General features: G+C 40.8%; 24 protein-coding genes and 3 pseudogenes. 15 read left to right on the top strand and 12 right to left on the bottom strand.

The annotated features are described in order from the left end of the window. Nucleotides 1-545: 545 nt before the first annotated feature. Both RMZ43_RS02075 and RMZ43_RS02070 read left to right on the top strand, forming a co-directional pair. Nucleotides 546-1730 carry a sensor histidine kinase gene (locus RMZ43_RS02075; RefSeq protein WP_322655548.1) on the top strand — a complete coding sequence of 395 codons (1185 nt, stop codon included), beginning with the start codon at nt 546-548 and terminating at the stop codon, nt 1728-1730. Beyond that, complete coding sequence (locus tag RMZ43_RS02070) at nt 1724-2413, top strand: response regulator transcription factor (protein ID WP_322645936.1); 690 nt, start codon at nt 1724-1726, stop codon at nt 2411-2413. Before RMZ43_RS02075 ends, RMZ43_RS02070 begins: the two co-directional genes overlap by 7 nt. 6 nt (nt 2414-2419) lie before the next feature. Here RMZ43_RS02070 and RMZ43_RS02065 read toward each other — a convergent pair whose 3' ends face one another. Beyond that, nucleotides 2420-2551, bottom strand: coding sequence for a hypothetical protein (locus tag RMZ43_RS02065; RefSeq protein WP_428850693.1), 132 nt, complete (start codon nt 2549-2551; stop codon nt 2420-2422). 182 nt (nt 2552-2733) lie between these two features. Between RMZ43_RS02065 and RMZ43_RS02060 the strand changes: the two genes are divergently transcribed. From RMZ43_RS02060 to RMZ43_RS02050, 3 genes and pseudogenes are all read left to right on the top strand, one after another. After that, on the top strand, nt 2734-4860 hold the full coding sequence (locus tag RMZ43_RS02060; RefSeq protein ID WP_322655547.1) for a substrate-binding domain-containing protein: 2127 nt from the start codon (nt 2734-2736) through the stop codon (nt 4858-4860). A gap of 14 nt (nt 4861-4874) precedes the next feature. Beyond that, complete coding sequence (locus RMZ43_RS02055) at nt 4875-5423, top strand: FHA domain-containing protein (protein ID WP_322655546.1); 549 nt, start codon at nt 4875-4877, stop codon at nt 5421-5423. Nucleotides 5424-5621: 198 nt separating this feature from the next. Continuing rightward, nucleotides 5622-5775 (top strand): annotated as a pseudogene (locus RMZ43_RS02050) (IS1 family transposase); the annotation flags it as partial. 228 nt (nt 5776-6003) lie between these two features. On the opposite strand, the gene RMZ43_RS02045 reads toward RMZ43_RS02050, so the two are convergent. Then, on the bottom strand, nt 6004-6198 hold the full coding sequence (locus RMZ43_RS02045) for a hypothetical protein (RefSeq protein WP_322655545.1): 195 nt from the start codon (nt 6196-6198) through the stop codon (nt 6004-6006). A 185-nt stretch (nt 6199-6383) separates the two neighbouring features. Next, nucleotides 6384-7034, bottom strand: a complete 651-nt coding sequence (locus RMZ43_RS02040; protein ID WP_322655544.1) for a hypothetical protein — start codon at nt 7032-7034, stop codon at nt 6384-6386. 343 nt (nt 7035-7377) lie between these two features. On the opposite strand from RMZ43_RS02040, the gene RMZ43_RS02035 reads away from it, so the two are divergent. From RMZ43_RS02035 to RMZ43_RS02020, 4 genes are all read left to right on the top strand, one after another. After that, nucleotides 7378-7794: a GPW/gp25 family protein gene (locus RMZ43_RS02035; protein ID WP_322645930.1), complete on the top strand. Its 417-nt coding sequence runs from the start codon at nt 7378-7380 to the stop codon at nt 7792-7794. A gap of 2 nt (nt 7795-7796) precedes the next feature. Further along, nucleotides 7797-10001, top strand: a complete 2205-nt coding sequence (locus RMZ43_RS02030; RefSeq protein WP_322655543.1) for a putative baseplate assembly protein — start codon at nt 7797-7799, stop codon at nt 9999-10001. 3 nt (nt 10002-10004) lie between these two features. Next, a complete protein-coding gene (locus tag RMZ43_RS02025; RefSeq protein WP_322655542.1) occupies nt 10005-11129 on the top strand; it encodes a phage tail protein in 1125 nt (374 codons plus the stop codon). Nucleotides 11130-11301: 172 nt separating this feature from the next. Continuing rightward, nucleotides 11302-12498, top strand: coding sequence for a DUF4159 domain-containing protein (locus tag RMZ43_RS02020; RefSeq protein WP_322645927.1), 1197 nt, complete (start codon nt 11302-11304; stop codon nt 12496-12498). A 178-nt stretch (nt 12499-12676) separates the two neighbouring features. Here RMZ43_RS02020 and RMZ43_RS02015 read toward each other — a convergent pair whose 3' ends face one another. Beyond that, nucleotides 12677-13219 (bottom strand): isochorismatase family cysteine hydrolase, encoded by a 543-nt coding sequence (locus tag RMZ43_RS02015; protein WP_322655541.1) that lies wholly within the window; start codon nt 13217-13219, stop codon nt 12677-12679. A gap of 344 nt (nt 13220-13563) precedes the next feature. Between RMZ43_RS02015 and RMZ43_RS02010 the strand changes: the two genes are divergently transcribed. After that, complete coding sequence (locus RMZ43_RS02010; protein WP_322655540.1) at nt 13564-14631, top strand: mevalonate kinase family protein; 1068 nt, start codon at nt 13564-13566, stop codon at nt 14629-14631. 376 nt (nt 14632-15007) lie between these two features. Continuing rightward, nucleotides 15008-15484: a hypothetical protein gene (locus RMZ43_RS02005; protein WP_322645924.1), complete on the top strand. Its 477-nt coding sequence runs from the start codon at nt 15008-15010 to the stop codon at nt 15482-15484. Here RMZ43_RS02005 and RMZ43_RS02000 read toward each other — a convergent pair. The 3 genes and pseudogenes from RMZ43_RS02000 to RMZ43_RS01990 form a co-directional block, all read right to left on the bottom strand. After that, nucleotides 15483-15734: pseudogene (locus RMZ43_RS02000) on the bottom strand (IS5/IS1182 family transposase); the annotation flags it as partial. The gene RMZ43_RS02005 and the pseudogene RMZ43_RS02000 sit on opposite strands and share 2 nt — an antisense overlap. Nucleotides 15735-15840: 106 nt before the next feature. Then, nucleotides 15841-16167: a hypothetical protein gene (locus RMZ43_RS01995; protein WP_322655539.1), complete on the bottom strand. Its 327-nt coding sequence runs from the start codon at nt 16165-16167 to the stop codon at nt 15841-15843. Between the two features lie 5 nt (nt 16168-16172). Further along, entirely contained in the window at nt 16173-17345 is a 1173-nt protein-coding gene (locus RMZ43_RS01990) for a GNAT family N-acetyltransferase (protein ID WP_322655538.1), read from the bottom strand. Between the two features lie 469 nt (nt 17346-17814). Here RMZ43_RS01990 and RMZ43_RS01985 point away from each other — a divergent pair, with 469 nt between their 5' ends. The 4 genes from RMZ43_RS01985 (at nt 17815) to RMZ43_RS01970 (ending at nt 21144) form a co-directional block, all read left to right on the top strand. Continuing rightward, nucleotides 17815-17973 (top strand): hypothetical protein, encoded by a 159-nt coding sequence (locus tag RMZ43_RS01985; RefSeq protein WP_322655537.1) that lies wholly within the window; start codon nt 17815-17817, stop codon nt 17971-17973. A 33-nt stretch (nt 17974-18006) separates the two neighbouring features. Next, nucleotides 18007-18222, top strand: a complete 216-nt coding sequence (locus RMZ43_RS01980) for a hypothetical protein (RefSeq protein WP_322655536.1) — start codon at nt 18007-18009, stop codon at nt 18220-18222. A 538-nt stretch (nt 18223-18760) separates the two neighbouring features. Next, entirely contained in the window at nt 18761-19165 is a 405-nt protein-coding gene (locus RMZ43_RS01975; RefSeq protein ID WP_322645920.1) for a hypothetical protein, read from the top strand. A gap of 527 nt (nt 19166-19692) precedes the next feature. Further along, nucleotides 19693-21144 carry a lipopolysaccharide biosynthesis protein gene (locus tag RMZ43_RS01970; RefSeq protein ID WP_322645919.1) on the top strand — a complete coding sequence of 484 codons (1452 nt, stop codon included), beginning with the start codon at nt 19693-19695 and terminating at the stop codon, nt 21142-21144. Between the two features lie 36 nt (nt 21145-21180). Here the strand turns inward: RMZ43_RS01970 and RMZ43_RS01965 are convergent. The 5 genes and pseudogenes from RMZ43_RS01965 to RMZ43_RS01945 form a co-directional block, all read right to left on the bottom strand. Beyond that, nucleotides 21181-21300: pseudogene (locus tag RMZ43_RS01965) on the bottom strand (transposase); the annotation flags it as partial. Then, nucleotides 21296-21802: a class I SAM-dependent methyltransferase gene (locus RMZ43_RS01960; protein WP_322646023.1), complete on the bottom strand. Its 507-nt coding sequence runs from the start codon at nt 21800-21802 to the stop codon at nt 21296-21298. The pseudogene RMZ43_RS01965 and the gene RMZ43_RS01960, both read right to left, overlap by 5 nt. 194 nt (nt 21803-21996) lie before the next feature. Then, a complete protein-coding gene (locus tag RMZ43_RS01955; RefSeq protein WP_322645918.1) occupies nt 21997-23124 on the bottom strand; it encodes a hypothetical protein in 1128 nt (375 codons plus the stop codon). A 319-nt stretch (nt 23125-23443) separates the two neighbouring features. Next, nucleotides 23444-23806, bottom strand: coding sequence for a CpeR family transcriptional regulator (locus RMZ43_RS01950; protein ID WP_322645917.1), 363 nt, complete (start codon nt 23804-23806; stop codon nt 23444-23446). Then, the gene (locus RMZ43_RS01945) at nt 23784-24407 is read right to left on the bottom strand and encodes a chromophore lyase CpcT/CpeT (protein ID WP_322653284.1); all 624 of its coding nucleotides are present in this window, start codon (nt 24405-24407) and stop codon (nt 23784-23786) included. The genes RMZ43_RS01950 and RMZ43_RS01945 overlap by 23 nt, the downstream gene beginning before the upstream one ends. Between the last annotated feature and the right edge of the window lie 125 nt (nt 24408-24532).

Raw genomic sequence — 24532 nt, 5'->3', positions numbered from 1 at the left:
GACAAACATCCCTAATAACTATCTATTTTTAACAAAATTGCGGAATTGAGATAACATCGCTTGAAGCCATAATTATCAGTTACAACATAAACTGACTGCATTCATTGAATTTCTTGCTTTACCAACTCCAAGTAAGAAATCTTGAAAATGCCCAAATGAAAGGAAACAATGCAATTTTATTAATCGAATTCTAATTCTCAGTTACCAAGCTAAATTATCAATAAAAACAGCTATATCGGGGGTTGTTGAATTAGGGGATGATTTCGCACAATTTATAACGTATTTCCAATGATTTCACCCACCAATTAATCCCGTATTTATGCAACGCCCTATATCGCTCTGATGCCTACTAGTGCTACACCTACATATTATTAAATAGGTGATTTATAGCCTAATTTTTAGCATTTCACAAAATCGCACTGCTCTCTCATAGGAAGCCGATCATTAACAAGAAGGCTTTACTACCTTACCATCTGATTCACTTTTGCAACACAACCTTTTTTGCAACAGAACCAGAAGTAAAGCATATAATTTGGAGGAAAGTTATGGATAGTCTCACAGATAACCCAGGCATAGGTCTTAAACTTTTAAAAAATTTGAGTCCTCAGTCCGAAAAAGGGACTCCCCAATATTACACCCAGAAACTAAAGCATTTCTTGCAGCTACAGATCGAGCAACTGGCAGCTCAACCGCAGATTCAATGGACGAGAGTGGTTTATCAAGATCCGCAGATGTCCGATCGCCAACAAGTTATTGAAACCTCTCAAATGCCTTTTTCTTTTGCGAAAGAGACTCTAGCTTACTTACAGAATGAAGGTTGGTTAGCTAATGTTTCATCTGCTCTAGCGTTAAAGCCGATTGATGCAGAGACAATAGAAAAAGGCTTCTATTATTGTCATTTTGGTGAATCAAGTCAGCCTAATCAATACTTATTATTATTTGCTAAGGGGCCTTTGTCTCATACTCAACGGCAATTCATTAAGCGAACTGCTGCTAGTATCGGTGAATATTTAGACGAACATCAACAAAACTGGCAACACCGCCAGAAGATTCAAATTTTAGAGCATCTTGTTCAACGAGTGGGGCATCAGTTACGTCATCCTTTGGGTTTAATTAGTCTCTATGCCCATAATCTTACTCATCTTTTGGCTCCGAGTAAAGAGCAAGAACAAGCTTCAGTTATTTGCAAGACTGCTCACAGCTTAAATCAAACTCTCACTGAAATTGTGCAGTGTGCAAGTAGTAAAAAGTTGCAGATTGTACCGCAAGATATTCGTAACCTCGTCCATAAAACACTAGAAGAATTTCAAGGCTGGATTTCGGAGAAAGATATTCAGGTTTGTTGCAGCGATCGCACACTTATTTTAAAACTCGATCCACTCCAAATCAAACAGGCTATCAGCAATTTATTGAGTAACGCCATTCATTTTAGTCCCCAAGGGGCAAAAATTTTCATTGATTGGCAAGAGCAACAGGGCGATGTTTTACTGACCTTGAGAGATGAAGGCCCAGGTCTATCCACCGAGGATTTACAGAAGTTGTTTAAGCCTTTCTATACCCGCCGCTCGGAGGGAACAGGTTTAGGGTTAGCTATTGCCCAAAAAGTTGTACTCGACCACGGAGGGAAATTATGGGCAAGAAATGCTCCCAAAAAAGGTGCAGAATTTTCGATAAGCCTACCTCGATTGATTCCATGCATTAACTTATCAGAGGACAATACCGCATGTTAACCCAAGTAGAACAAACCAAAACCCTATCGACGCTTTTAGTTGATGATGATGATCAATTTCGGGCTGGAATCAGAACCTTCCTAAGCCTCTCCCAGATTCAGGATCGAGGCATTAAGGTGGTTGGGGAAGCGAATCGTCCGGCTCTGGCTTTATCCCTTGCCGAGCAGCATACTCCCGACCTGATTCTGATTGACATGGAATTAATTGAGGGAAATGGCCTCTCTCTATTACAGCAGCTCCAAGATAACAATACATCGAGTAAAACCCTGGTTCTATCAGGTCATCAAGAAGACTACTGGATTTATCAGGCTATGCAGGCGGGGGCGGATGGCTATGTATTTAAGGGTCAGGTTTCACAGCAGTTGCTAGATGCGATCGCTACTATTATGCAGAACCAAATTTATTTACCACCTGAAGTTGCCACTGGGTTCTTTAGAAAATTCCAAAAAGCCCAAGCCTCGTTACCTTCACAGATTGGTCAGCCTTGCACTCTGTCCGAGAGAGAAAGCGATGTTTTATATTGGCTCGTTCAAGGAGCCTCAAACGATGAAGTTGCGAAGCAACTCTACATTTCAGTGTCTACTGTTAAAACTCATATCACTAATATTTTTCTGAAGCTACAGGTAACAAGCCGGACACAAGCTATTGTAGCAGCCATCAAGATGAATCTGGTTCAGTCGTAATTGGGTTCAATCATTTTGGTTGAGAGCATCCCAATGCAAGCCAAAAGGTACAGGACTGACACAAAAACCCTGTACAAACTTCTTTCCTTGGCGCTCTTGGCGTCCTTGATGAACCAGCGCTGTAGGCGGGTTTCCCACCGTAGGCGACTGGTGTTAGCGTAGCGTTAGCGACATTCGCGTAGCGTCTCGCAGAGAAGGAGCGTCACCCGAAGGGCGGTTCGTTATTTGATTATTGTTCTAAGCCAAAATCCCATATAAAAATAAACTTGCACATTTGGAATGCTCCCTTTTGGTTTAGCCCTAACTATCGAGAAGATTCTATGCCTATTGTTGATTCTAATGCACTAGCTAAATTCTACCGATGTACCCAAAATGCACCTCTGAGCTGTCAAAAGCCAATAGAAACTGCTGAGAAAATACCGGGTGCTAAGTTTTGTCTGGAATGCGGATTCCCCACTACATTACCAATTCAAACTGAACTCCGGGGCAGCTTAGGCACCTATCGCATTTCTGAAATACTTAGGTCTCAGGGAATGGGACGGCTTTACAGAGGAACTCAGATCAGCAATGGTCAATCCGTTGTGGTGAAAGAGTATTTACTGCCTAAGCAATATTTTAATGCTGTGGAAGCACAACAGCGCAGAACAGCCTTGAGTCAGGTGGCAAAGGGCAATTTGACCACCGCGAAGGGTCGGGAGTTTCGGCTGGTCAGTCCATCAGAAATTATTGCAGATCCATTGAGCGATCGCGTCTATCTGATTTTTTCAGGCGAAATCGCGGCACTTCCTACCCTGAAGCAAACTTTGACAGAGACAGGAGCCTTTTCTGCATCGCAAGTGCGACAAGTTTTAAATCAAATGCTCCAGTCGCTACATTTCCTCCATAGTCAGCCATCAAGTTTTGCATCTGTTGCCATAGGAACTGCTCACGGCAACTTAGGGCTTGACAGCCTGCTCATAAGTGATAGCGGCTACGTCTATGTCTGCGATCTGGCATCCTGGGAGCAGCTTTTTATCCCTGCGCCGCGCCAAATGCTGTTACCGGAACAAGACTTAATCGATCTTGGATCGGTCGCCTTTGCTCTCTGGACGGCTCAAGAGATTCACTCTGGGTTTAACGCACCGCTAAATCCACGCGAGGCTCAACATTGGCCCCAGAACGATCCACCCCTGAGAGATTTTCTGCATCGTTTACTAGGGTTAGACACCCCGTTTAACTCTGCGGCAGAGGCGCGTCAGGCTTTAATTAAACTGCCTCAACCTGAAACGGCTGCTGGTTTTCATGTAAATTTTAGCCCAGAGTCTCCAGCGAAACCGAATCGAAAGTATTGGCTTTTGAGTTTACTTGCTTTGCCTCTATTGGGAGGACTATTGTGGTTGCTATTGCCCCGATCTATATCAAATTCTAATGCAGAGATGGCTAACTTTAAGCAGCTTTTGCCATCCTTTGCAGACGTTAATGGTATTGGGCCAGGACAGTATCCGTATACGGGAGAAGCGCTGGGAACTTGGACAATAGTTTTAGACAAGAAACCCGCGAGCGATCGCAAACTGAGAGTATTCCTAACTCAGCCCAAGTTGGATATAGCAGCTATTTTTAACTACCGAACTTATGCCCCTCAACGATCTCCCCTTACTGAAGTTCTCGAAGCGAACACCAAGGCAAATTTTGCGATCGCTAGTTTATCAACCCAACTACCCGAAGGGTTAATTCAGGAAACGATCGCCTACGATGGTCTTTTAGTTTATGTACCTGCCTATAAGAGTCAAAATCTACCAAGTGCATTACAAGGTAAGATCAGTCTTGCCCAATTGCAGCAAATTTTTACAGGGCAACTTACCAACTGGAAACAGCTAGGTTCAGATTTTCCTGATCTGCCGATCAAACCCTATCGACCGATGGAACCTGAAGCATTACGCTTGTTCCAACAGAAAGTTTTAGGCAACGATCCGAGTCTGATTGCCCAATTTAGCAAGATTGAGCAACGTTCAACCTTTAATACCTTGCGTTCCATCGCAGTTGGAGAAAAGCAGGCGCAAAAAACTGAGGCTGGCTCAATTAGTTTCGGACTATTGACCCAAACCTGGGATCAATGCAAAATTTACCCCCTAGCTATTGCCCAAAAAAATCTAGACCCAGTACAGCCTCTGCTAAAAGAGACTAGCAACGGCGTAATGCAACCTATTTCTCCATCAGACAATCTCTGTCTGGAGAAAAAGCCCTTACTTAATATATCGGCTTTTCATACAGCTACCTATCCACTCAGCACGCCGTTGATTATTGCATATCCTAGAGATAATAATTTGCCTGGGAATGTATCAGGGCCGCTCTTTGCTAATTTTCTCAAAACTCAAGATGGGCAGTATCTCCTTCAGCAAGCAGGTCTTGTGCCGCTACAAACTCCACCCAAAAACTACACTTTATCGTCATCTATTCTGAATCGTTAAGGAGTGCAATTACTATGGCAATCCAAACTCATCGTTGTCCAGAGCCAAGCTGCTCTTTCTTTAATCAGGTATTACCGCACAACGCTAAAATCTGTCCAATGTGCGGTACTTCATTAGCACAGGCAGTACAACCACCCCCTGCTATGGTAGCCTCGACAGCCCGCTATACTCAAACCTCGACCCCCTCGCCCCAGCTATCATCAACAATCAATAATCAGGAACGTCCTCAGTTAAAGTTGCTTCATCCCAGCAAACAAAGTTTTCTATTGCTTAGGGAATCTGGCGTGATTGGTCGTCAAAATCTCTCTAACGGAATGCGACCTGAAATCGATTTAACAGGACTGCCCCATGCAGGTATCATCTCTCGTACCCATGCTCATCTCTACTGGGATATTGCTCGACAAACTTACATGATTGTTGATGATAGCCGAAACGGTAGCTACCTCAATGATAAATTATTACCTCGTGGAGCACCTCATCCATTGAGTCATGGAGATAAATTACAGCTAGGTCAGGATGGGTTGATTTGCTTGCAAGTTGAGTTGAATCATACTTCAAATTAAATGGCAATGCATGAAACTCATCCTTGTTTAGTTAGCGCGTGAATCTAGAGTTAGAATATTAGTCTTATAACTTTCTTCTTAGATAAAACAGAAGCCAGGGTGCTTGAAATATTATTAAACACTCAAGAACAGAGCGATCGCTCTGTTCTTTGCAATAATTTCGTAATTCAAAAAGCTATTAGCAAAACTAGTGCTAAAACTAACGGCATTGAGAGATTTAACTGTGCTTTACGTCCAAGAGTTTCACGTTTGATTAAAGAAACTTTGTCATTCTCCAAAAAATTAGAAAGTTATATTATTGGTAGCTATCTGGTATTTCATCCATTGCTATAATCATTTGCTACAGTTTTAGAGCTATCTATTCTTACCTATTTAGGGCTAATAGACAATTTTGATTGCTCTAATTTTGTCTCAATAAAGCAATACGCTTGGGTTAAGCCAGAAAAATAAATTTGCGTTGATTGGGTTGAGGAACGAAACCCAACATTTTCGGGTATTTTTTGGGTTTCACTAAAGTTCAACCCAACCTACAATTATCCTTAACCCAAGCGTATTGCTCAATAAAGTCATATACTCTCTATTAAGATTTAGTATTTTGCTCTTGACTATCGGTTGTTGTTTGCTGGTTGGTTGTTGCATTTTTATTAAATGGGCTTTCAACCGTTTCTCTGATTTTAGATTCAGCAATATCGGTTATTTTGTATCTCAGTTGATCGGATAGTCTATCAATAAATCCGCCGAAAACTCTACCAAAAAAGTATCCAATTGATTCCATGATTTTCACCTTGTAGTTGAAACGATAGTAGAAAGTAGCTTCAATTAAGTTCAGGCTAGTTCAGCAGACTATGAAATATCAGTAAATACACCACTAAAAACTCATGTGATTGTACTACAAAAGCGGCATCTTACTGCTTGTCGTGGCTTTTTGTAGGGGTGCTGACGCCATGCTCACGAACTTTCCTATTCCGAATCTGAGGTATAATTTGGATTTTTGTCATCGACAAATTTTGTTGCCTCTTCGTAGGATTGAAATACTGTATCGGCAGTGATCGGGATCTCGCAATGGCGGCTTTCATGAACCATAGCTTTTCCCGAATTAAATTTCGAGATATAGACTTCCTTGTAATTTGGTCGCTCCCTCTCAAGATCCATTTCTGGTGTACCCCGTTTATCGAACAAAGGGTCGTATTCAATCCCCTGAATGTCGCACCAAAAATGTTCTTCAAAATACCACATCTCTTTGCCTTCGGTATTTGATTGTCGGGTATCTCCTTTTATCGTTCCCTTTTCTACTAACATTGCTTTCTGCATTTTTTGTAGTGTAGCTTTAATGTTTTTGCTTTCTGCTAAATCAATTGTGTCCATCGCCAACTTTCTACAATCACTGCCTTGACCGTATTTAAAGTTCATCTTCCTTACCTCCTCCTTTACTAATTCTAATTGCAATTCTGGAGCATGTAGAGATTCGGGAAGAGAGATGCTACTCTGACTACTTCCAGGTCTGCTCTGAATATGTCCGTTTGATCCTAACCTTTGAAGTTCAATTCCTTGTGAGCTTTCTTCTCTTCTATTGCTATTTTTCTGTCTGGAAATATACTTACCACTGTCCATAATATCCTCGATGTATTAGTGATTGAATTTTCTGTTTCTATGTGCAGATACCTTTCTGAGCTAGACTAACTTTCAAATTTATGTTGAATTATTTGACAAATTATGCATCGTCTATCTACACTATATTATAGATTTTTATTGTTAAGGTCTATCAGACAAAGGTATGAAGACGGAATAGAAATTTTTGCCGAAAAAACTCTGTATTTCAGAAACTATCTGACTGTGATTGTCTATTTATATTGTACTTTTAGCCCTTTTCTGAGCATATAGACCTTCGGCTGATATAATTTCTGCGATCGCCAGATATCCTAAACTTTATAAGCGAAGTTTAGAGACAATGAGGATGGCAAACTTAATAAACGAGCAGCCACAAAAGTATTTGGGTACAGGCTTATCTTTCCCATTGCAGACCAATGTGCAGGGAGGAATCAAGCTAAGTTCTGAAGCTCAGAAGGTTAAAGAATCTATTTGGTTAATTTTGCGTACCGATTTGGGCGAACGTTTATACCGTCCTGATTTTGGCTGTCGCCTATCAGAACTAGCTTTTGCTCCCTTAAATAAAGATACTTTATTAAGAATTCGGATCTACGTATTGGAAGCATTACAAAAATGGGAGCCTCGAATTGACGTTGATGAAGTTCGCGCAGATCCTGATGCGATCGTAGGGCGTGTCAATATTATCATTGACTATCGCCTCAAATCTCATCCCGACCCCTATAGTTTTGTCTACCCGTTCTATTTAGCTTCAGAGGTGGAGTAATCGTGAATTTTGACTTTTTACCTCGGCTTCCCAGTTCTCGTCTGGACGATCGCAACTTTGACGATTTAGTAGAAGAATGCCTACTGCGTATTCCCCGCTATTGTCCAGAGTGGACAGATCACAATCTCAGCGATCCTGGTATTACTTTAGTCGAGCTATTTGCTTGGCTCACCGACCAGATGCTGATGCGATTCAATCAGGTTCCCCGTAAAAACTATATAGCCTTTCTAGAACTATTAGGAATCCGTCTACAGCCACCAACCCCAGCTCAAGTTAGGCTGACTTTCTACCTCAGCACTCATTTACTAGAAAACTACACCATTCCACGCGGAACAGAAGTTGCAACAGAGCGCACTGAAACTCAAGAAGCTATTATTTTTACCACTGATCGAGACCTATTAATCGCTCAACCGACCTTAAAACATATATTGTCTGCACCAGAGGCGGGTAATACTCCTCAATCGCTCCATGACCACACTGGAGAATGGCATCATGAAAATGACAGTCTTGCAGTGACTCACGAATTCCACCTATTTCCACAAAAGCCGCAGTCTGGTAATAGCTTTTATCTAGTGATTGAGCCTGATACCCCCTTAGAAGGAAATGTTTTGGCGATCGCCTTCACAGGAGCGCAAGGTACACCTACGGGTATCGATCCGAACCATCCTCCCCGCAGTTGGGAAGCCTGGGACGGCGAGTCATGGATAAAGGTACTCTTGCAGGAAGCAGACGACACCACCAATGGCTTTAGCTTTAATGAGAACACGGGAGATGGCTCACAGCAGAGCGGTGATGTGATTCTACATCTGCCCGAACGCTGGCCTACATCTAGTTTTGATGGCTACCGAGGTCGTTGGATTCGCTGCACCCTCATCGAACCTGGCCCTCGTCAGCCGGGATATTCAAATTCTCCTCGAATTAAAACAATTGAGATGCGTGCTATTGGCGGATCAGTGCAAGCTAGCCAATGCGTTCTGATCCAGGAGGAAATATTAGGTATCAGCGACGGAAGACCGGGGCAGAGCTTTGAAGTAGAGACTGCGCCTATTCTGGAGCGCCGGGGAGAAGAGCAACTGCTTGTTCTTCCTCTTGGGAAGCCCCCTGAAATTTGGCAGGAGGTTGAAGACTTTGCTGAATCAAAACCCCACGATCGGCATTATGTCGTTGATGTATTGGCAGGCACTATTCAGTTTGGGCCATTGATTCGTGAACCTCAAACCCTTAAGAAGCAAACGCAAACTCGTGCCTATTTACAGCAAGTGCAGCCAACAGATCGATCACCTAATCGAGACCTTCAGCCTCAAATGATTGAGCAACAGTATGGGGCAATTCCTCCCCGTGGTGCTGAAATTATGTTTACCTATCGTACCGGGGGCGGTAAACAAGGAAACGTACAGGCAAATACGCTGAATTTTATGAAGACGGCAATTCCTTATGTAGACCGCGTGACCAATTATCATCCTGCCGTCAACGGTGCTAATGCCGAGTCTCTAGAGCGGGCCGTCTTGAGAGCGCCTCAAATGCTGCGATCGCACGATCGAGCTGTTACTGCTTCAGATTTTGAAGCCTTAACTCTCAAAGGTAGCGGTGGTGCGATCGCTCGCGCATTGTGCTTACCGATGTCTGCCAGCCAAACTGCCGGGAGCGTCAGCGTGTGCGTTGTGCCTCAAGCCAATACCGATCTGATTGACTTAGGACACGGGATTGCTCCAGAAAACTTCAATTTAAATTCGGCTCTGTGCGATCGGGTTCTGCACTATCTAGATGAAAGACGTTTGCTAGGCATTCAGTTGCAGCTACAGCAGCCCAACTATGTTGGCGTATCGGTTCAAGCCGAAGTTACCCTAGAGCCTGCCTATAATAACCCAAGCGCTCAAGCCGAGATTATCCAGAAACTCAAAGTTGCGCTCTATCGCTACCTCAATCCTTTAACTGGCGGCGTAGAGATGACAGGCTGGCCCTTTGGTCGCCCCCTTTATCCGTCAGACATAATGGCTCTCCTTCAGCAAACACCAGGGATTCAATATTTGGGCGCTATCCTGCTGTTTCCTATTCAAAAAAATGGGGAATCTTGGCAGAGGCAAACAATGCCTGTAAACTACATAGATCCCGGCTCCTTGGGTTTACTCTGCTCTTGGGCAGATCCGCAGGCACGCACAGGACATAGTGTCAATATTCTCACAGACAAATCTGCGATGAGGATTTAGGGTATGGTGCCAGTACTTACCTCCAAATCAGCCAGTCTTCATATCTCTCCTATGCAGATTTCTGCGACCACCTCCCAAGGAGGCAGTCTGATGCTGGGAACTGAAGCCATCGAAGGTTCGCAACAGCAATCTGAAATTGTCGTTTACCCAGGAGAACTCTGTCGGGTTGCCCTTGAGATTAAAAACTGGGAGTCTCAACCTCAACAACTCAACTTAAAGCTAGATGGGACGTTCCCTTTGGAATGGTGTCAGGTACAGATAGATGCTTCCACCGCCCCTGAATTTGGGACAGTCAAACAGAACTCAGTAGCGCAACTCTCAGGCACTGTAATGGAGGCTGCTATCAACCTCGTAACGCTAGAAGTAGCTGCCAAGAAAAGCAGACATGCTGACTTATGGTTTTTGATTCCTAACGATTTTTTTGAGGGTGAAGATGTCCTTCAGGGAAGCAAGGGAAACCAACTCAACTTTCGAGGTTGTCTGTCGATTTATGCTAGTCAAAGCCTGAGTCAAGGGTCAAGTCCACATCCGATTCAAGAATCCAATTTTGAGCTAAATGTTCGACCACGGAGCAACTATACTGCTTTTTTGCCGATAGTTTATCAAGAAGTTGACTACATTCATCGCTTCATCAAAATCTTTGAGCAAGCGTTCGAGCCGGTAGTCAATAGCTTCAGTTCAATGTGGGCGCATCTAGACCCGTTAACTGCACCTCAGACGCTCTTGCCGTTTCTAGCTCACTGGGTAGACTGGCCAATTGATGCACAGCTAGATTTAAACCATCAAAGGCGGCTGATTCGACGCGCTGTAGAAATTTATCGCTGTCGGGGAACCCGTAAGGGACTTCGATTTTATTTACATTTATATACTGGTTTACCACTCGACGAACAAATTGACCGGGAAGAAGATAAATCAATCTGCATTACCGAACCCTTTGGTCAAGGATGTGTATTTGGACTAGCCTACGTGGGAGAAGATGCGGTTATAGGCGGTGGCAAGCCTTATCACTTTGATGTCCGCTTGCGGGCCCAGCCAAACAGCCCAATTGATGAGCAGCTGGTTCGGCGAATAATCGAGCAAGAGAAACCTGCATTTTGCTCCTACAGCTTGCGGATAGAAACAGACTAGTACCGCAAGGCGGAAGTCAAAAGTCAAAAGTCAAAAGTCAAAAGTATTATGGAATCAGCTTTTTAGGGATCTTAAATAGTTACTCTATTTCCGCCGCGTGGCGTACTAGATAAAAACAGACCATTACTGAGCATTCATCTGAAACTTATTCAATCGAATTGGAGAAATTTTTGTGGGTCATCCTTTTCCAAACCCTACTATTGCCCCCATGCAGCGCCAACAAGTCAGAGATGGTTTGCTGCTAACTGCCGAGCGTTGGCAACGCGCCCATGACTATCAGCGCAAACGCCAAAATCTTCACTATCAGTCAATCAATCAGCCAGGGATTGTTTGCGGGTTAGGAGTACGGGTCATTCCAGCCCCAGAAGAAGTTGCTGCTCAATATCGAGACAATCGCTGGGTGCAAATTCAGCCGGGAATTGCCATCGATTTAGAAGGGAATCCGATTGTTGTGCCTCATCAAATCAATTTTCGGATCGCAACTGAGTTAAAGGAATCGGAACCTGTCACTGTTTATTTGGTTGCTCAGTATCGAGATCCCGATCGCCTGGGGGGAAGCCCCGATCAGGAAGTTGTACAGGAAACCTTCAGAATTGACGAGAGAAGCCGTCCCCCTGAACGTTCAGATGTGGAGCTTTGTCGGATTTTGCTGCGGCGATCGCAGCAGGAAATGATTCGCACACCTGCCGATATCTTTTTTCCGGGATACGGCGATTTAGATTTACGTTATCGCCGTCAAGCCCAGGCAAGGCCCCAAGGTTTGGTTCAAATTGCTGAAATTAACTCTGACGATCCAGACTGTAGCCGAAATTTTTTCAATCTCACCTACTTACTGCGTGCTGTTGAAGATATCTATCCATCCTTAAAAGGTGCAGAAACTGTTGATCGAGTCACTTGGGATGAAGATATCCACCCCTACGATCTGCTATATCTGACTGGGCATCAGGGTTTATCGCTAAATAACCATCAATTCTCGAAACTTGAAAGCTACCTGAAGTCGGGGGGTACTTTGCTGGTTGATGCTTCGGTTGAAAGTACAGAACTGATTCAATCAGTCCAAGCACTAGCTCAACATTTGCAAACACCACTAAAGTCTTTACAAGAAGCCCGTCGTGACCATCCCTTGCGGATAAAGCCGTTTCTATTTTCTGCGTTGCCAATAATAGATCAAACTAGAATTCAACTTTTATCTGGCGGGGGAATTATTCTGGCGATCGGCAATCTGGGCGGATTATGGGGTTTAGATGAAGAATTGCAGCGATCGCGAACTGACATAAGAACCGCTCAAGAGTTAGGAATAAATATCCTACATTTTGCTTGGAAACGCAAACAAACGATAGATTTACAGTCTGATATCATGTCCGGCTGATTAGTCATAATTTTCGCATCTGTGCAAAAACCTGAAAACCCTTTCTCCCCCTACTCCCTGCCCCCCGCCCCCTTGCAATCTTAATAATAGGTCTTTAACCGGACACAATATGAAGGGGGCGCTGTTGTATAATTCCCATCCTCCCCGCCGTAAACAGTCGGGGATTTCTAAGACTCACTTAGGTTTCTGTTTCTTTTGATAATATCTTCTCAAGAATCTCATCAGTCATTATAATTTGGTTTCTTCCTATATTACGTTTCAGCAAAAAAATACCCGCATCATGTGCTTGCTGACCACCATCACTAAAGCAAGCATCCTCAATAATGACTGGTTCAATACCACGCTCAAAAGAGTCAATTGCTGTCTTCAAAATACAGCTATCAGTTTCAACTCCACAAAGATATATTTTGTTGATTTTATTAAGAAAAATAAAAGTCGAAAATTTTTCCGTAAATGCTGAGTAATAATATTTTTGATAAACATTATTTATATAAGGCTGAAGTTCATCAATAATGTTCGTTTCTGGTTCATGTATCAACCTTGACCATTGAATTAATTTGACATAATTACTGTCAGCAGTATTGATAAATTTTGTGAATTCAACGACTTTACCAGCCATTAAAAATCGTTCAATTAGCTTAATGACATTAGGAATAATATGTCTGCATTTTTCAGACATAAAACCATTTTGCATATCTATTATAAGAAGGATTTCGTTCATTTGTGCCAGAATTTATTTAGATTTAGAGTTATCACATTGAATAAAAAAACATTATAAAAGATGAAATTTGCGACTTTGAACAGATGCCCTGGCAGATAACAGGATATGCTTGCTGATGATAGGGTGCTGATGAGTTAAGAAATTTATCCTTTGAGGCAGGCAGGGGGAGCAGGCGGGAGAAAAAAGCTTATCTGAACCGTGTTGAGTCTGGGAACAGCAACAATAGATTCTCCTAAGATTGACGAAAGTGCTGCTGATCTGGACTATCGAAGTGATGAATGGCGTGTTGTTAATTCAAGTTAATAAGGATAGTATATACCTCGATTAACAACAGGAAACTTCAAATGAGAATTTTTGTTCCAGGCCGTCTTTGCTTGTTCGGAGAACATAGCGATTGGGCAGGAGAATATCGTAGTATTAATCCTCTGATCGAAAAGGGCTACACCTTAATTGTTGGTACTAATCAAGGAATTTATGCTGATGTTTTGCCTAATTCTACCGAGTTAATTATTCGTGCTTCTCTCAATGATGGCAGAGGTTATGGCCCACTGAGATTACCTATGGAATCTAATACCCTGAAATGCATAGCAGTAAAGGGTGGTTTTTTTAGTTATGCTGCTGGTACAGCTTATCAATTTCTTACTCACTATGGTGTCGGTGGGCTTGAGGTTGATAATTATCTAACCGACTTACCCATTCAAAAAGGATTATCTTCGAGTGCTGCCTTTTGTGTTCTGATTGCGAGGGCTTTTAATCGTTTGTATGACTTGAAATTGACAATTCGTGAAGAAATGGAGTTTGCTTACCTGGGAGAAAGAATTACTCCTAGTCTTTGCGGTCGTATGGATCAGGCTTGTGCTTATGGAAATCGCCCAATATTGATGATATTTGATGGTGAAAAAATCGACCTGCTTGAACTAAAAGTTAGTGAAGATTTGTTTTTTGTGATTGTCGATCTCGGCGGTAGCAAAAATACACAAGAAATACTAAAAGCATTGAATCAATGTTATCCTTTCGCTACTAATGAAATTCAGCAAAATGTCCAAAAATATTTTGGTTCTATTAGCTCTAAAATTACCCAGGCAGCAGTTGAAGCAATACAAAGAGGAGATGCCCAGCTTATTGGAGCTTTAATGACGAAAGCCCAAGCTGAATTTGATCGGTACGTAGTTCCGGCTTGTCCCAATCAATTAACTGCGAAAAGGCTGCATCTGCTTCTCCATCACAAGCCACTTCAGCCTTACATCTTCGGAGGAAAAGGTGTGGGTTCTCAAGGCGATGGCACTGCACAACTGATCGTTAAAAATCAAGATAGTCAAAGAAAAGCTATCGAGATTATTAAACGCGATTTTCCTCAAATGCAAGCGTTACAGTTAACGATTTCAAGACTACCAACTCCTAGATTGACTTAGCTGAGGAGAAAAAGTAGTATTAGGATGTTTGTCAAGCTTTTGAGAAGTAATTTGCATCAACTTGCTCCCGGTTAGCCAAGCACCTGCTGCGGAAAGTGTTGATACTAACCCGTTCAATGCCCAGCCGCGCACAAGATTTCTAAGAAATTTATCAGCGCTGATAAATGATAAATCCGTCTCAAGTTATAGATTCATTCTGTGCTGTGATAGAGGATTTTCTGCTTCTACTTCAGTATTATCCTTAAATAAAGGAATTGTTAGAGAAATCATAATTTTATGCTCTCTACCTAATTTTTAGCGTATCTTGCTTAGAGATAAAAATTTTTTAAGGTCATGTTGGTAGTAGATAAGTAGTTTTATAATCACGATAGCAAACATGAATAACACAAACGAAGTTAGTAATAATAAAAATAATCTGAGTCGGCAGGAGCTAGAGAATGAAACTGATATGTCTTCATCATCTAATAAACTGATACAGACAAATAAAACAATTAATATAGATGGTCAACGCCCAGTCGATCCAAGTAATTTTGAAATAAAAGAAACACTTAATATAGATGGTCAGCGCCCAATTGGGAAGAATGAAACTGATTATGATAAAACAATTAATATAGATGGGCAACGCCCGATTACTAAGAGCGATTTTCAAGAACAAGAGATGCTAAATGTAGACGGTAAGCGTCCAATTGACCCTAGTGATTTAAATGTTGAGGAGATTCTTGATATAGACGGTCAACGTCCAATCACTAAGAGTAATTTGCAAGTTCAGGATACTCTAGAAATAGATGGTAGCCGCCCAATAGCTTCAGATCACACTACTGAAGAGCAAATACTAACAGATTATGTAGATTAAGATCTTCTACTGTCTCTCTGTCACTTATCCCTAGCTTCTCTTTGATTATTAACGCGCCTAATGCCATCCGAAACGATTTTGCTGGTGCTCCCATTTCACCAGAAAAAAAGGAAGAATATTCCTCTTCAAATTCTGTCCAAGGTATTAAACTCGCCATGAGTACCCAACGATTATCTAATGATAACTTTCCTTCAAATGGCAGTTCAAAGTTTGACGCTGGAATTAGAGTTGATTCTTCTTGGCGGTACATAGTGATTTATAATACACAATGTTGTGCCTGACCACTGTGATGCAAGGATTTTGGGCTATTTTACCTTCTTCTCTTGCACCTGAATATACTTCTAAGGTCTGATCACCTAGTAAATGTCAACTTTTCTTTCTTTTTCAGCAAATCTCCTTAGATAAAAATTCCGAATATGATACAAATAACGTGATTTTCTACGGATAAAAGCATTATTCCCCACAGTGATCGCAACAGTAGCAACATTTGTCTGGAAAAATCCTGATGGTTCAAAAATCACCGTTACTTTTGAGCATGACAAGCTCAAGAGTAAAGAACAGTCAGGATTAAAGTAATAAACGTGAGGTAGGCGGTCTAGTTTGAATGCGATCGCCTTTCCTCTGTGAAACAATTTTCCTTGAGTGTTAAATAGTGCCCTAATAGGAATTTTGGTTAATTCCAATGGCTTTATTTATTACACTTAAGCACTAAAAATTTATACAGCTTTACCAATCTTATTTTAAAGACTTTCAGCTTATTAATAATATATGCAGGTATCAATCCAAATATTAGAGAAATAGGTTGATGCGAATATACTTTTATAGTATAGTGTGGGCGTTTATCCATATTCCAATTGTCATACCAAGGAAAATCACTAACTAGATTAATCTCCTCAACATTATCTGTATAAGCTGACTTAACTACTTCTTCAAAAAGAATAGTGCCAGGAGAAAATTTGGAATAACTCTCATCGTAAGCCAATTTCCAAATAATGGTTGAACGCTTTAACTTAATCGCTAAATTGATCGCCATTGTTTTACCTCCTGCTTCAAGCAATTGCCATTCAAGCCAACCAGCTTCTGATAGTCTACGTGTAAGATTTTTGTAAAATGATACATCTATTGATGAATTTGCAATTAATTTGCCTTTCGTCCTTTTCCAACTAGCAGCTTCCACTTCTATTAGTTGAGGTAAATGTTTTTCAGTAGCATCGCTTCCTTGGAGGAAAATAGTTTTTACACCTTCTAGTTGATACAGTTTCTTTCTCGACCTTTTGATAGTACTTTTTAAATTCCCACTAAGGGTTTTGCGATATTCCTCAAAACAGCTAGCTACTTTTAAGTGCGCTCCCTTCATCCAATCAAGCTCTTTAATGAGGGTAATATCTGACATCTCTTCTAAAGCAGCAATAGTAGGTGAGTTTTCTGGTAAACGGTTAAATACTATTCCTATATGATGAGGACAAAATTTTATCGCAGCATCAATCAGGGCTGGAATAACTATATTTTCTAGCCCCAATGTGGCTACAATATCAAGCGAACATGATTGCGAAGACCTACGTGTAACTAAGAAAGAAAAATTGAATCCAAATAACCGTTGTGAAGTTACAATTAGCGGCAACACACCTACCAGATCAGAATTCCTATAAGCAAATACACAAAACCACGATTCATCAACTTCCACATAGTGTTCAAAATATGATGATACCCATGCATAAGAAGTCATTGGTAACTGTTGAGTAGAATCAAACGCAAGCTGATTCCAATTCTCTGAATGAGGCTTGAGTTCTTCAAGGTTTTCAACAATCTTTATTTGTAATTGTTCCTTAGTTAGTAGTTTTGATTGTGTGAACAATACCATAGTTATAAATCTCTATTACACAGTCTTTGTAAGCAATTTGCACATTAAAATTCATTAAGACTTTGCTATCATCACTTGGTGAAGATTAATTCGCATATTGCAGAATGATATTTACCCTTTTGGATTTCAAGTTTTTCGTGTTGTCCCTCTCCGTTCATTTGTTGTTCGGACATATTTCATGGTTTTATTAATAGGTGATAGCATCAATAAGTCTATTACTGCTCCCAAGACCTGCTAGAATAACGATTCACTAATAAAACAATGTATGATCAATCTTGTTTTAAGGACTTTTACAAGAAAACATTCTGGGTTGTAATCTGACAAAACTTGGTTTTTCGCCATGATTTAGAACACCGATTAGGTGTTTTAGCGCGAAATTTAAAGATAAAAATGAGTATACAGCAACTAACACAAACTTTTCACAAATAATAAAAATTTAATTGATCTGACCTGTTGTCAAGCATTTTCTTTGATACATCATCAACGTGAGTATCGCTATGTAGTAATAGCGAGTGATGCTACTGCTTTGTACGACACTCAAACAGAATTAGGTAATCCGTGGCTGTTGGTTTTGGGGAAAACCTCTACTCCTGTGGGATGGGGTGTTAGCCATTGGTGTCAAGTTTAGAAAATTAGAGTCTTGTCAAGTAGAAGAAATTCAATGGTAGAACTCAACACAGTGGTGTTGAAACTAGTCATGAGTAAACCTCGTAAAAAACAAGGGAATCCAGATTTTTGCCATGGAGTCACTGTACCTGCCCCATCAAGCCAAGAAATAGAATCAAGGCTGTTAGAGTTAATCAGTCCAAATACATTTGCCAATCTCAAAGAGATAAAAGACAAAGACCGAAATTTGCGTAGGCGTAGCCCGCCGTAGGCATCGCGTTTACTAACCCTACCAGGGGAGCAATGCGATTTTGTGAAGTGGGCAAGCAGGGGAGGCAGGGGAGGCAGGGGAGGAAAAATAAATTAAGTGTATTTTGAAGTATTTATAGTAGCGCATGTTACTAAATTCTCTCTTTACTCTCCCTGCTCCCCCTGCTCCCCCTGCTTCAAAAAGCGATGATCTCACATTTTCGCGTTGCTCCCCCCTACCAGTGATGGCAGCAATAGTGCTAAGTTTGGTGTACAGACAAATAAATTATTTAACAGATGTGCTGCGCTGCTTGGAAGTGGAAGGATTATTGTGGGTAAAGGCAATGTCAGTAGATCGAAAACTTTTATAAGTTGACGAAATAATCAGGGTTTCAGCCGACGTTTTGGGGTTGACGATCGCGATCGCTTGCACTGCACTCTTAACCCACCAACAATGCCCGTTCCTTGAAAAGTAGACTCCAACAGGATTCCGGCAGACTATGTTCCTAAACTCAAATGAACGGCTCTTCAGGCTTCTGGAAAACTTTTCGATCTACTGAATGTCTGTGAGTCGGCAAGCATTATCTCAACAGCTAGAGAGCTTACCAGCACATTTATTTATTAAGCTATTTGAGCAAGTAATAGAGCGCCTAGTAGCTAAAAAAAGCAGAAATGAAATAGCACCTGTTTGGGCATCAGTAGTAGAAGAGTTCGGTGCAGTATGGATTGCGGATGCGTCAACCTTGGAGGCAGTCAAAAAACACTTGGGGCAACTTCAACAAAAAACAGGTGCAGTTTTAGGGGGAAAAATGCTGATGGTAGTAGAAGCATTCAACCACCGCCCAGTTGCGGCGTTTTTCGATGCCGATGCCAAACGTAACGAAACCAACTGGTGGGGTGAAATACAAATAGCGCCTACCAGTGGGTGGTTTACTGATTACAGATATGGGCTTTTATGGGTTTGAGTGGTTTGATAGCCTGAGTGAGCAAGGAAAATATATTTTAACTAGACAAAAAGCCAAGGTATGCTATCGGTATGGCTGTCTCTATCGCTTTTAGTAGCTCACTGCTTTGTATTATTGGAGACAACAGTGCGAAGTCTTTGAGATGCACTATAGTTTCTTTCTAGTCTTGATTACAATTCTTAATTTACACAACTTTGAGCCTTAACTGAACCGTATTGCACTAGATGGTTCATAAATCAGATAAGATTGCTATGTAACATTTTATTATCAGGCTAAAGATTTTTCATAAATTATTGGTTTAATTGCTCATATAAATAATTAAGAGTGAATTTGTTAAATAAATTATATTATAATTTCATGATTACTTTAGATAAACTTCATTTAAATTCAGTTTTGATAAATTATTTATAAATGTTAAGACTTTATTAAAAGTAAACAACGCTTTAAAATTAAATTTTGTTTGGAGGATTAAACTAAAGTGCATCCTCACAGTTACATCATAGGTAATTCTAAAGCTAACCTCTGTAATGCAATCAAATAAAGATTCATCGAATTTACGACAAAAAGCTGTTAAAGGAGTATTTTGGTCTGCTCTGGACAGTTGGGGAAGACAAGTTATAACCATTGGTGTTTTCTTAGTATTGGCACGCTTGCTAGGCCCACAAACTTTTGGGTTAATAGCCTTATCTACTATCTTTTTAAATTTTTTGCAAATCTTTGCTGACCAAGGTCTTTCTCAAGCAATTGTGCAACGTCAAGACCTAGAAAAAGAGCATTTAGATACTGCTTTTTGGAGTAATTTAGGAGTTAATGCGCTAGCAGCGATATTAAGTATTGCTTGTGCTGGATTGATTGCTGATTTATTCAAAGAGCCACAGATTACATCAATAATTCGCTGGTTATCTTTAGGCTTTATAATTACTGGTTTTAGTAGCGTTCAAGAAGCAATTTTTCAACGAAAACTAGCTTTCAAATCCCTGGCTATACGCTCATTAATAGCAGGGGTTGTTGGGGGTATAGTAGGCGTAACTATGGCATTCATGGGGTTTGGAGTTTGGAGCTTAGTTGGTCAGCAATTAGCCAATAACTTAGCCCAAGTTTTAGTGCTGTGGTGCGTAAGTGACTGGCGACCAGGATTTAAATTTTCGCTAAAACACTTCAAAGAACTATTTGCCTTTGGAGTGAATGTCATGGGTATGAGCTTATTTAACTTCTTAAATCGTCGTTCTGACGATATGTTAATTGGTTATTTTCTAGGTTCTGTAGCACTAGGATATTATAGCGTTGCCTATCGGTTGCTGCTAAATTTAACACAATTACTAACTATTGTGGTTGTCAAAGTTTCTTTACCAACTTTTTCTCGGTTACAAGCAGAACCGGAAAGATTACGTAACGCATTTTACAAAGGAATCCAATTCGCAAGCTTAATTACATTTCCAGGTTTCTTAGCGACTGTGGTATTAGCACCTGAAATAGTGGTGGTTATATTTGGAACAAAGTGGATACCAAGTATTCCAGTCATGCAAGTTTTAAATCTTATGGGAGTTATTTATGCTTATTTTTATTTCAACACTCCTTTAATGATGGCTATAGGAAAACCTTCTTGGGAATTAGGTTTATATTTTTTACAAGCAATCACTAATATAATTGCTTTCGCCATATCAGTTAAATGGGGAATTGTTGCTGTTGCAGCAGCTTATGTTATTAGAAGTTATGTAATGGCTCCTATTGATATTTGGGTGATTCGGAAGTTGATCAACATTGATATAGGCACTTATTTACGCCAAGGTTTTATACCTTTAGTAGGTACAATATTAATGTTGATTGCTATCAGTCTTGTTAAATTTTTCTGCTCTACATTAATCAGTCCTTTAGCATTACTAAGTGTTTCCATATTTGTAGGTATCATCGTATACGTTTTATCAATTTACTTGATTGCACCAAAACTATTTTGGCAAGTAGTGAATATTGCTCGTTAAGGCAGTAAATATAACTTAATACAGTTCAGTTAAGGCTAAGGCTTCATCTAGTACAGCCACTGCACCTAAACGTTCTGAGGCATTAGCTTCGGTCACTAAAACGCCAATTAATAATCCTTGAGAGTCTACAACGATATGGCGCTTACGCCCCTTAACCAGGAGTAGGGTGAAATGGCTGGTCTGCAATTGCTTGCCATGAAGTTTCGCGCCACCCATTGGAGTATGTATCACCGCAAGCAATTATCGGATGAAGCGTTTGAATAATTATTTTGCCTTTGTCCTCTAACAAATTATGGCCTGCCTTGGCAATCTCATCAACAGCGCATTCGCCTAGAATTGAAAAGTTGCAAATAAAGCAAGAGAAATAGTTGATGGTGCTAAATCTTTGTGATGCAAGATCCGAGTACGAACAGACAACAAAGCGAGAATCACCACTGTGCCTTGCTGCCTCAATGAGATCGGCACAAAAATCAACACCCCAGCCATCAAATCCTAAAGAAAAAAGCTGTCGAGACAGCCATCCTTCACCGCATCCAATATCTAAAAATGTTTTTGGATTAAGTTGGCTTATTGCTTTGACTATAGCGGCATCTGTGGCGATCGCACGACTATAAATCTGTTTATTACGAATTGCTTGTGTCCATAACAAAGCATTCATTTGCCATGAGTCAAGAATTCGTTTCTCATTCTCTTCCATACAACGCTGCTCAAATAATAGCACGAACATTTTTATACTTTAAAAACATAAGCGATAATGCAGCAAGATGCAGGATTTCGACTATTTGCAAGAATCACAGTTTTGATAGTTGATCAAATACTCAAAATATGTATATTTTTATCCAATGATGGCAGCTATCTGGCGTGGGTTCCAACACCAAGAAGAAAGCCTGTCTCTTTGAGCAGCAGCTGTAGTTCTGCGTGAGGAAGTTTTGTGTCCTTGTTGTTATTTTCCCACATATCAGAAAAGAAGTCTTGCATCAGCGCAATGATGCTGCGGTACTTGACGATGCTGGCAACATAGAACTCATCTAACTTCATCACCCCATCAGCATGTATCTGCTCGATGTTGTCGAGTAATATAGACCTCAGTTCATAAGGTTTTAAGCCTTCTTTTATACCATATTTTTCCATAATTTTGCGTTTATCGTTCTTTGAACATAAATCATAGGACGATCTAATAAGATGACCAAGATTTCGCAGGACTTCTCCATAGTCGTAAAATGTGTTCTGCTTAAAGAAAAACTCTTCATCTGTAGTCAACGTAAAACTCTTGTCCAGTACCAAACCAAAATCGGTCAAATATATCTGTTTACCGTCAGTGAGGATGTTGCGAAAATGTGCATCGAAGTGGATGATTCCCTTCGTTCTCAAAAAGTTAATCGTTGTGCGTAAATCGTCCAGGGATTTTTGAAGTTTGTTGGGGTTTAAGAGCAGCCATGTTTCCAGAACATGCGGTATGTACTCTAGAAACAAAAGCAACTCATAGTTGGCGTTCGCTCTATCTAACACATAATTTCCGGCGTTGGCACTATTACCCCAGTACTCCACGTAACCTTTTAGACGTGAACTATCGACATCTGCACGCTGCCCAGAGAAAGGAATAATCCGATAATGGTACATCAATGGGAAGGTGGCAATTATTCCCGACAATACCCAGTTGGTTGTCTTGATATGGGTAACAAGTTCCCGGAAGACCCCAAAACCAGTGGAACCGAAGCCGTAGTTACAGTAAGTTGGTAAGTTATAAATATTTCTGGTGGAGAACAGGTTGTCAAATTCGATGTTTGTAACCGGAATACGTTTCACAAAGACCTTGGATTTCCCAAGGACGATGGTGTGATTCATCCCCCAACCCGTGCTTGACTCATTCGACTCACTATTGTCAAACAAATAACGCAATTGTGCATTATCTAACTGAGCTATTTGTGAACTTAGTTTGAAGTACTTCTTCCTTCTAAGTTCTAAATGCTTTTTAGCCATTTACCCCGTCCAGCCACAGTATGAGAAACCATAAAACTATTCTGAGTAATCTTACTTTTATATTTTATATTATTAGTAACTAAGGTATACGTAGTCCGGGAGCAACGCGAAAATGTGAAATCATCGCTTTTTGAAGCAGGGGGAGCAGGGGGAGTAAAGAGAGAATTTAGTAACATGTGCTACTATAAATATTTCAAAATACACTTAATTTATTTTTCCTCCCCTGCCTCCCCTGCTTGCCCACCTCACAAAATCGCATTGCTCCCACGTAGTCCATGATTGGCGATCGCTTTTGAGGAAAACTTTGCGATTACTAACTTTAAGCCTGCTCATCAAATCGGGTGCGAAAGCCTCCGTATTTTATCCAATATTGTTTCAAATTGTGGCAGGGTGTATGCAAACTGGCTCTTGCCTGATATAAAATCACTTGACGATGATCGCCCATCCAAATTTTATTACTTGGGTCAACCGAAATAATAGTTCCTCCTAACGCTCCCACACATTGGGAAAAACGCTCAATAGCACTATAATCTACGGTTTCAAAAACAAAGAAATGACCTGAACAAATTAAATGCCTGCTGCGAATCCAGCACTGCATTTTTTTCTGCGCTTCTGGAGGTAGCATATTCGCTTTAATGGCCAGATTAGGCAGGGAAAGATCATAGGATGTTTGGGACTTCATGGGCAAAACCCTCCCGCTTTTCAAATCGCAAAGCCCCAAAGGTAGATCCCCAAACCTGCTCGTGTGTATTGACATCCAGCCCTCTATCTAGGCTTACCCAAGTAGTTTCTGTGATTTCAACGTAACTATCGAGATAAGTCTGGCAGCCATTTTTTTCAATTAAGCATAAGTTTCCAGGCTCAACAGCGCCTATAAATCTATCTCCCTCGCGTTTGAAAATCATCGAGCAGTTATATCTGCGTGCGATACAATCTGGGGTGATGGTTTTAAGAATGCTTAACTCACGGGCTGCACCAGCATAGAAAAGGGCATTTTTTAAACTGTAGTTTTCAATATAAATCTCATCGCCACGATCTACTAAGCGATGTACTCCCTGTCTATAAGGTCTCCATAAATCATAGTCATAAACCTGTTCTGAATAAAGCCCGATTCCTGAGAAGAATTCAAATGGTAATGGACGAAATAATACGTGAATATGAGCGTAATCTTTAGGATTTTCAAATGCCTGTTTATAATTGCTGAAATCCCCTGACATCCAACGAGCTAGGGTAATTAAATGATTCGATGTACTGTCGCGGATATGTGGTGGTGAAGAATTCATAAGTAGATAAGGATAAATAAACAATACAGAATTTGTTTTGTAAAGTTACTTCTTAGACTTTGCCCAAGACCGCACTTTCTGCAAAATTCAAAATTATGACCTTAAGCTATGGCAAAAGTGTCTAT

Origin of the sequence: Nostoc sp. CmiVER01 (assembly GCF_034531135.2) — a bacterium.
Taxonomy (GTDB): Bacteria; Cyanobacteriota; Cyanobacteriia; order Cyanobacteriales; family Nostocaceae; genus Nostoc.
This window is presented reverse-complemented; position numbering and strand designations above follow the sequence as displayed.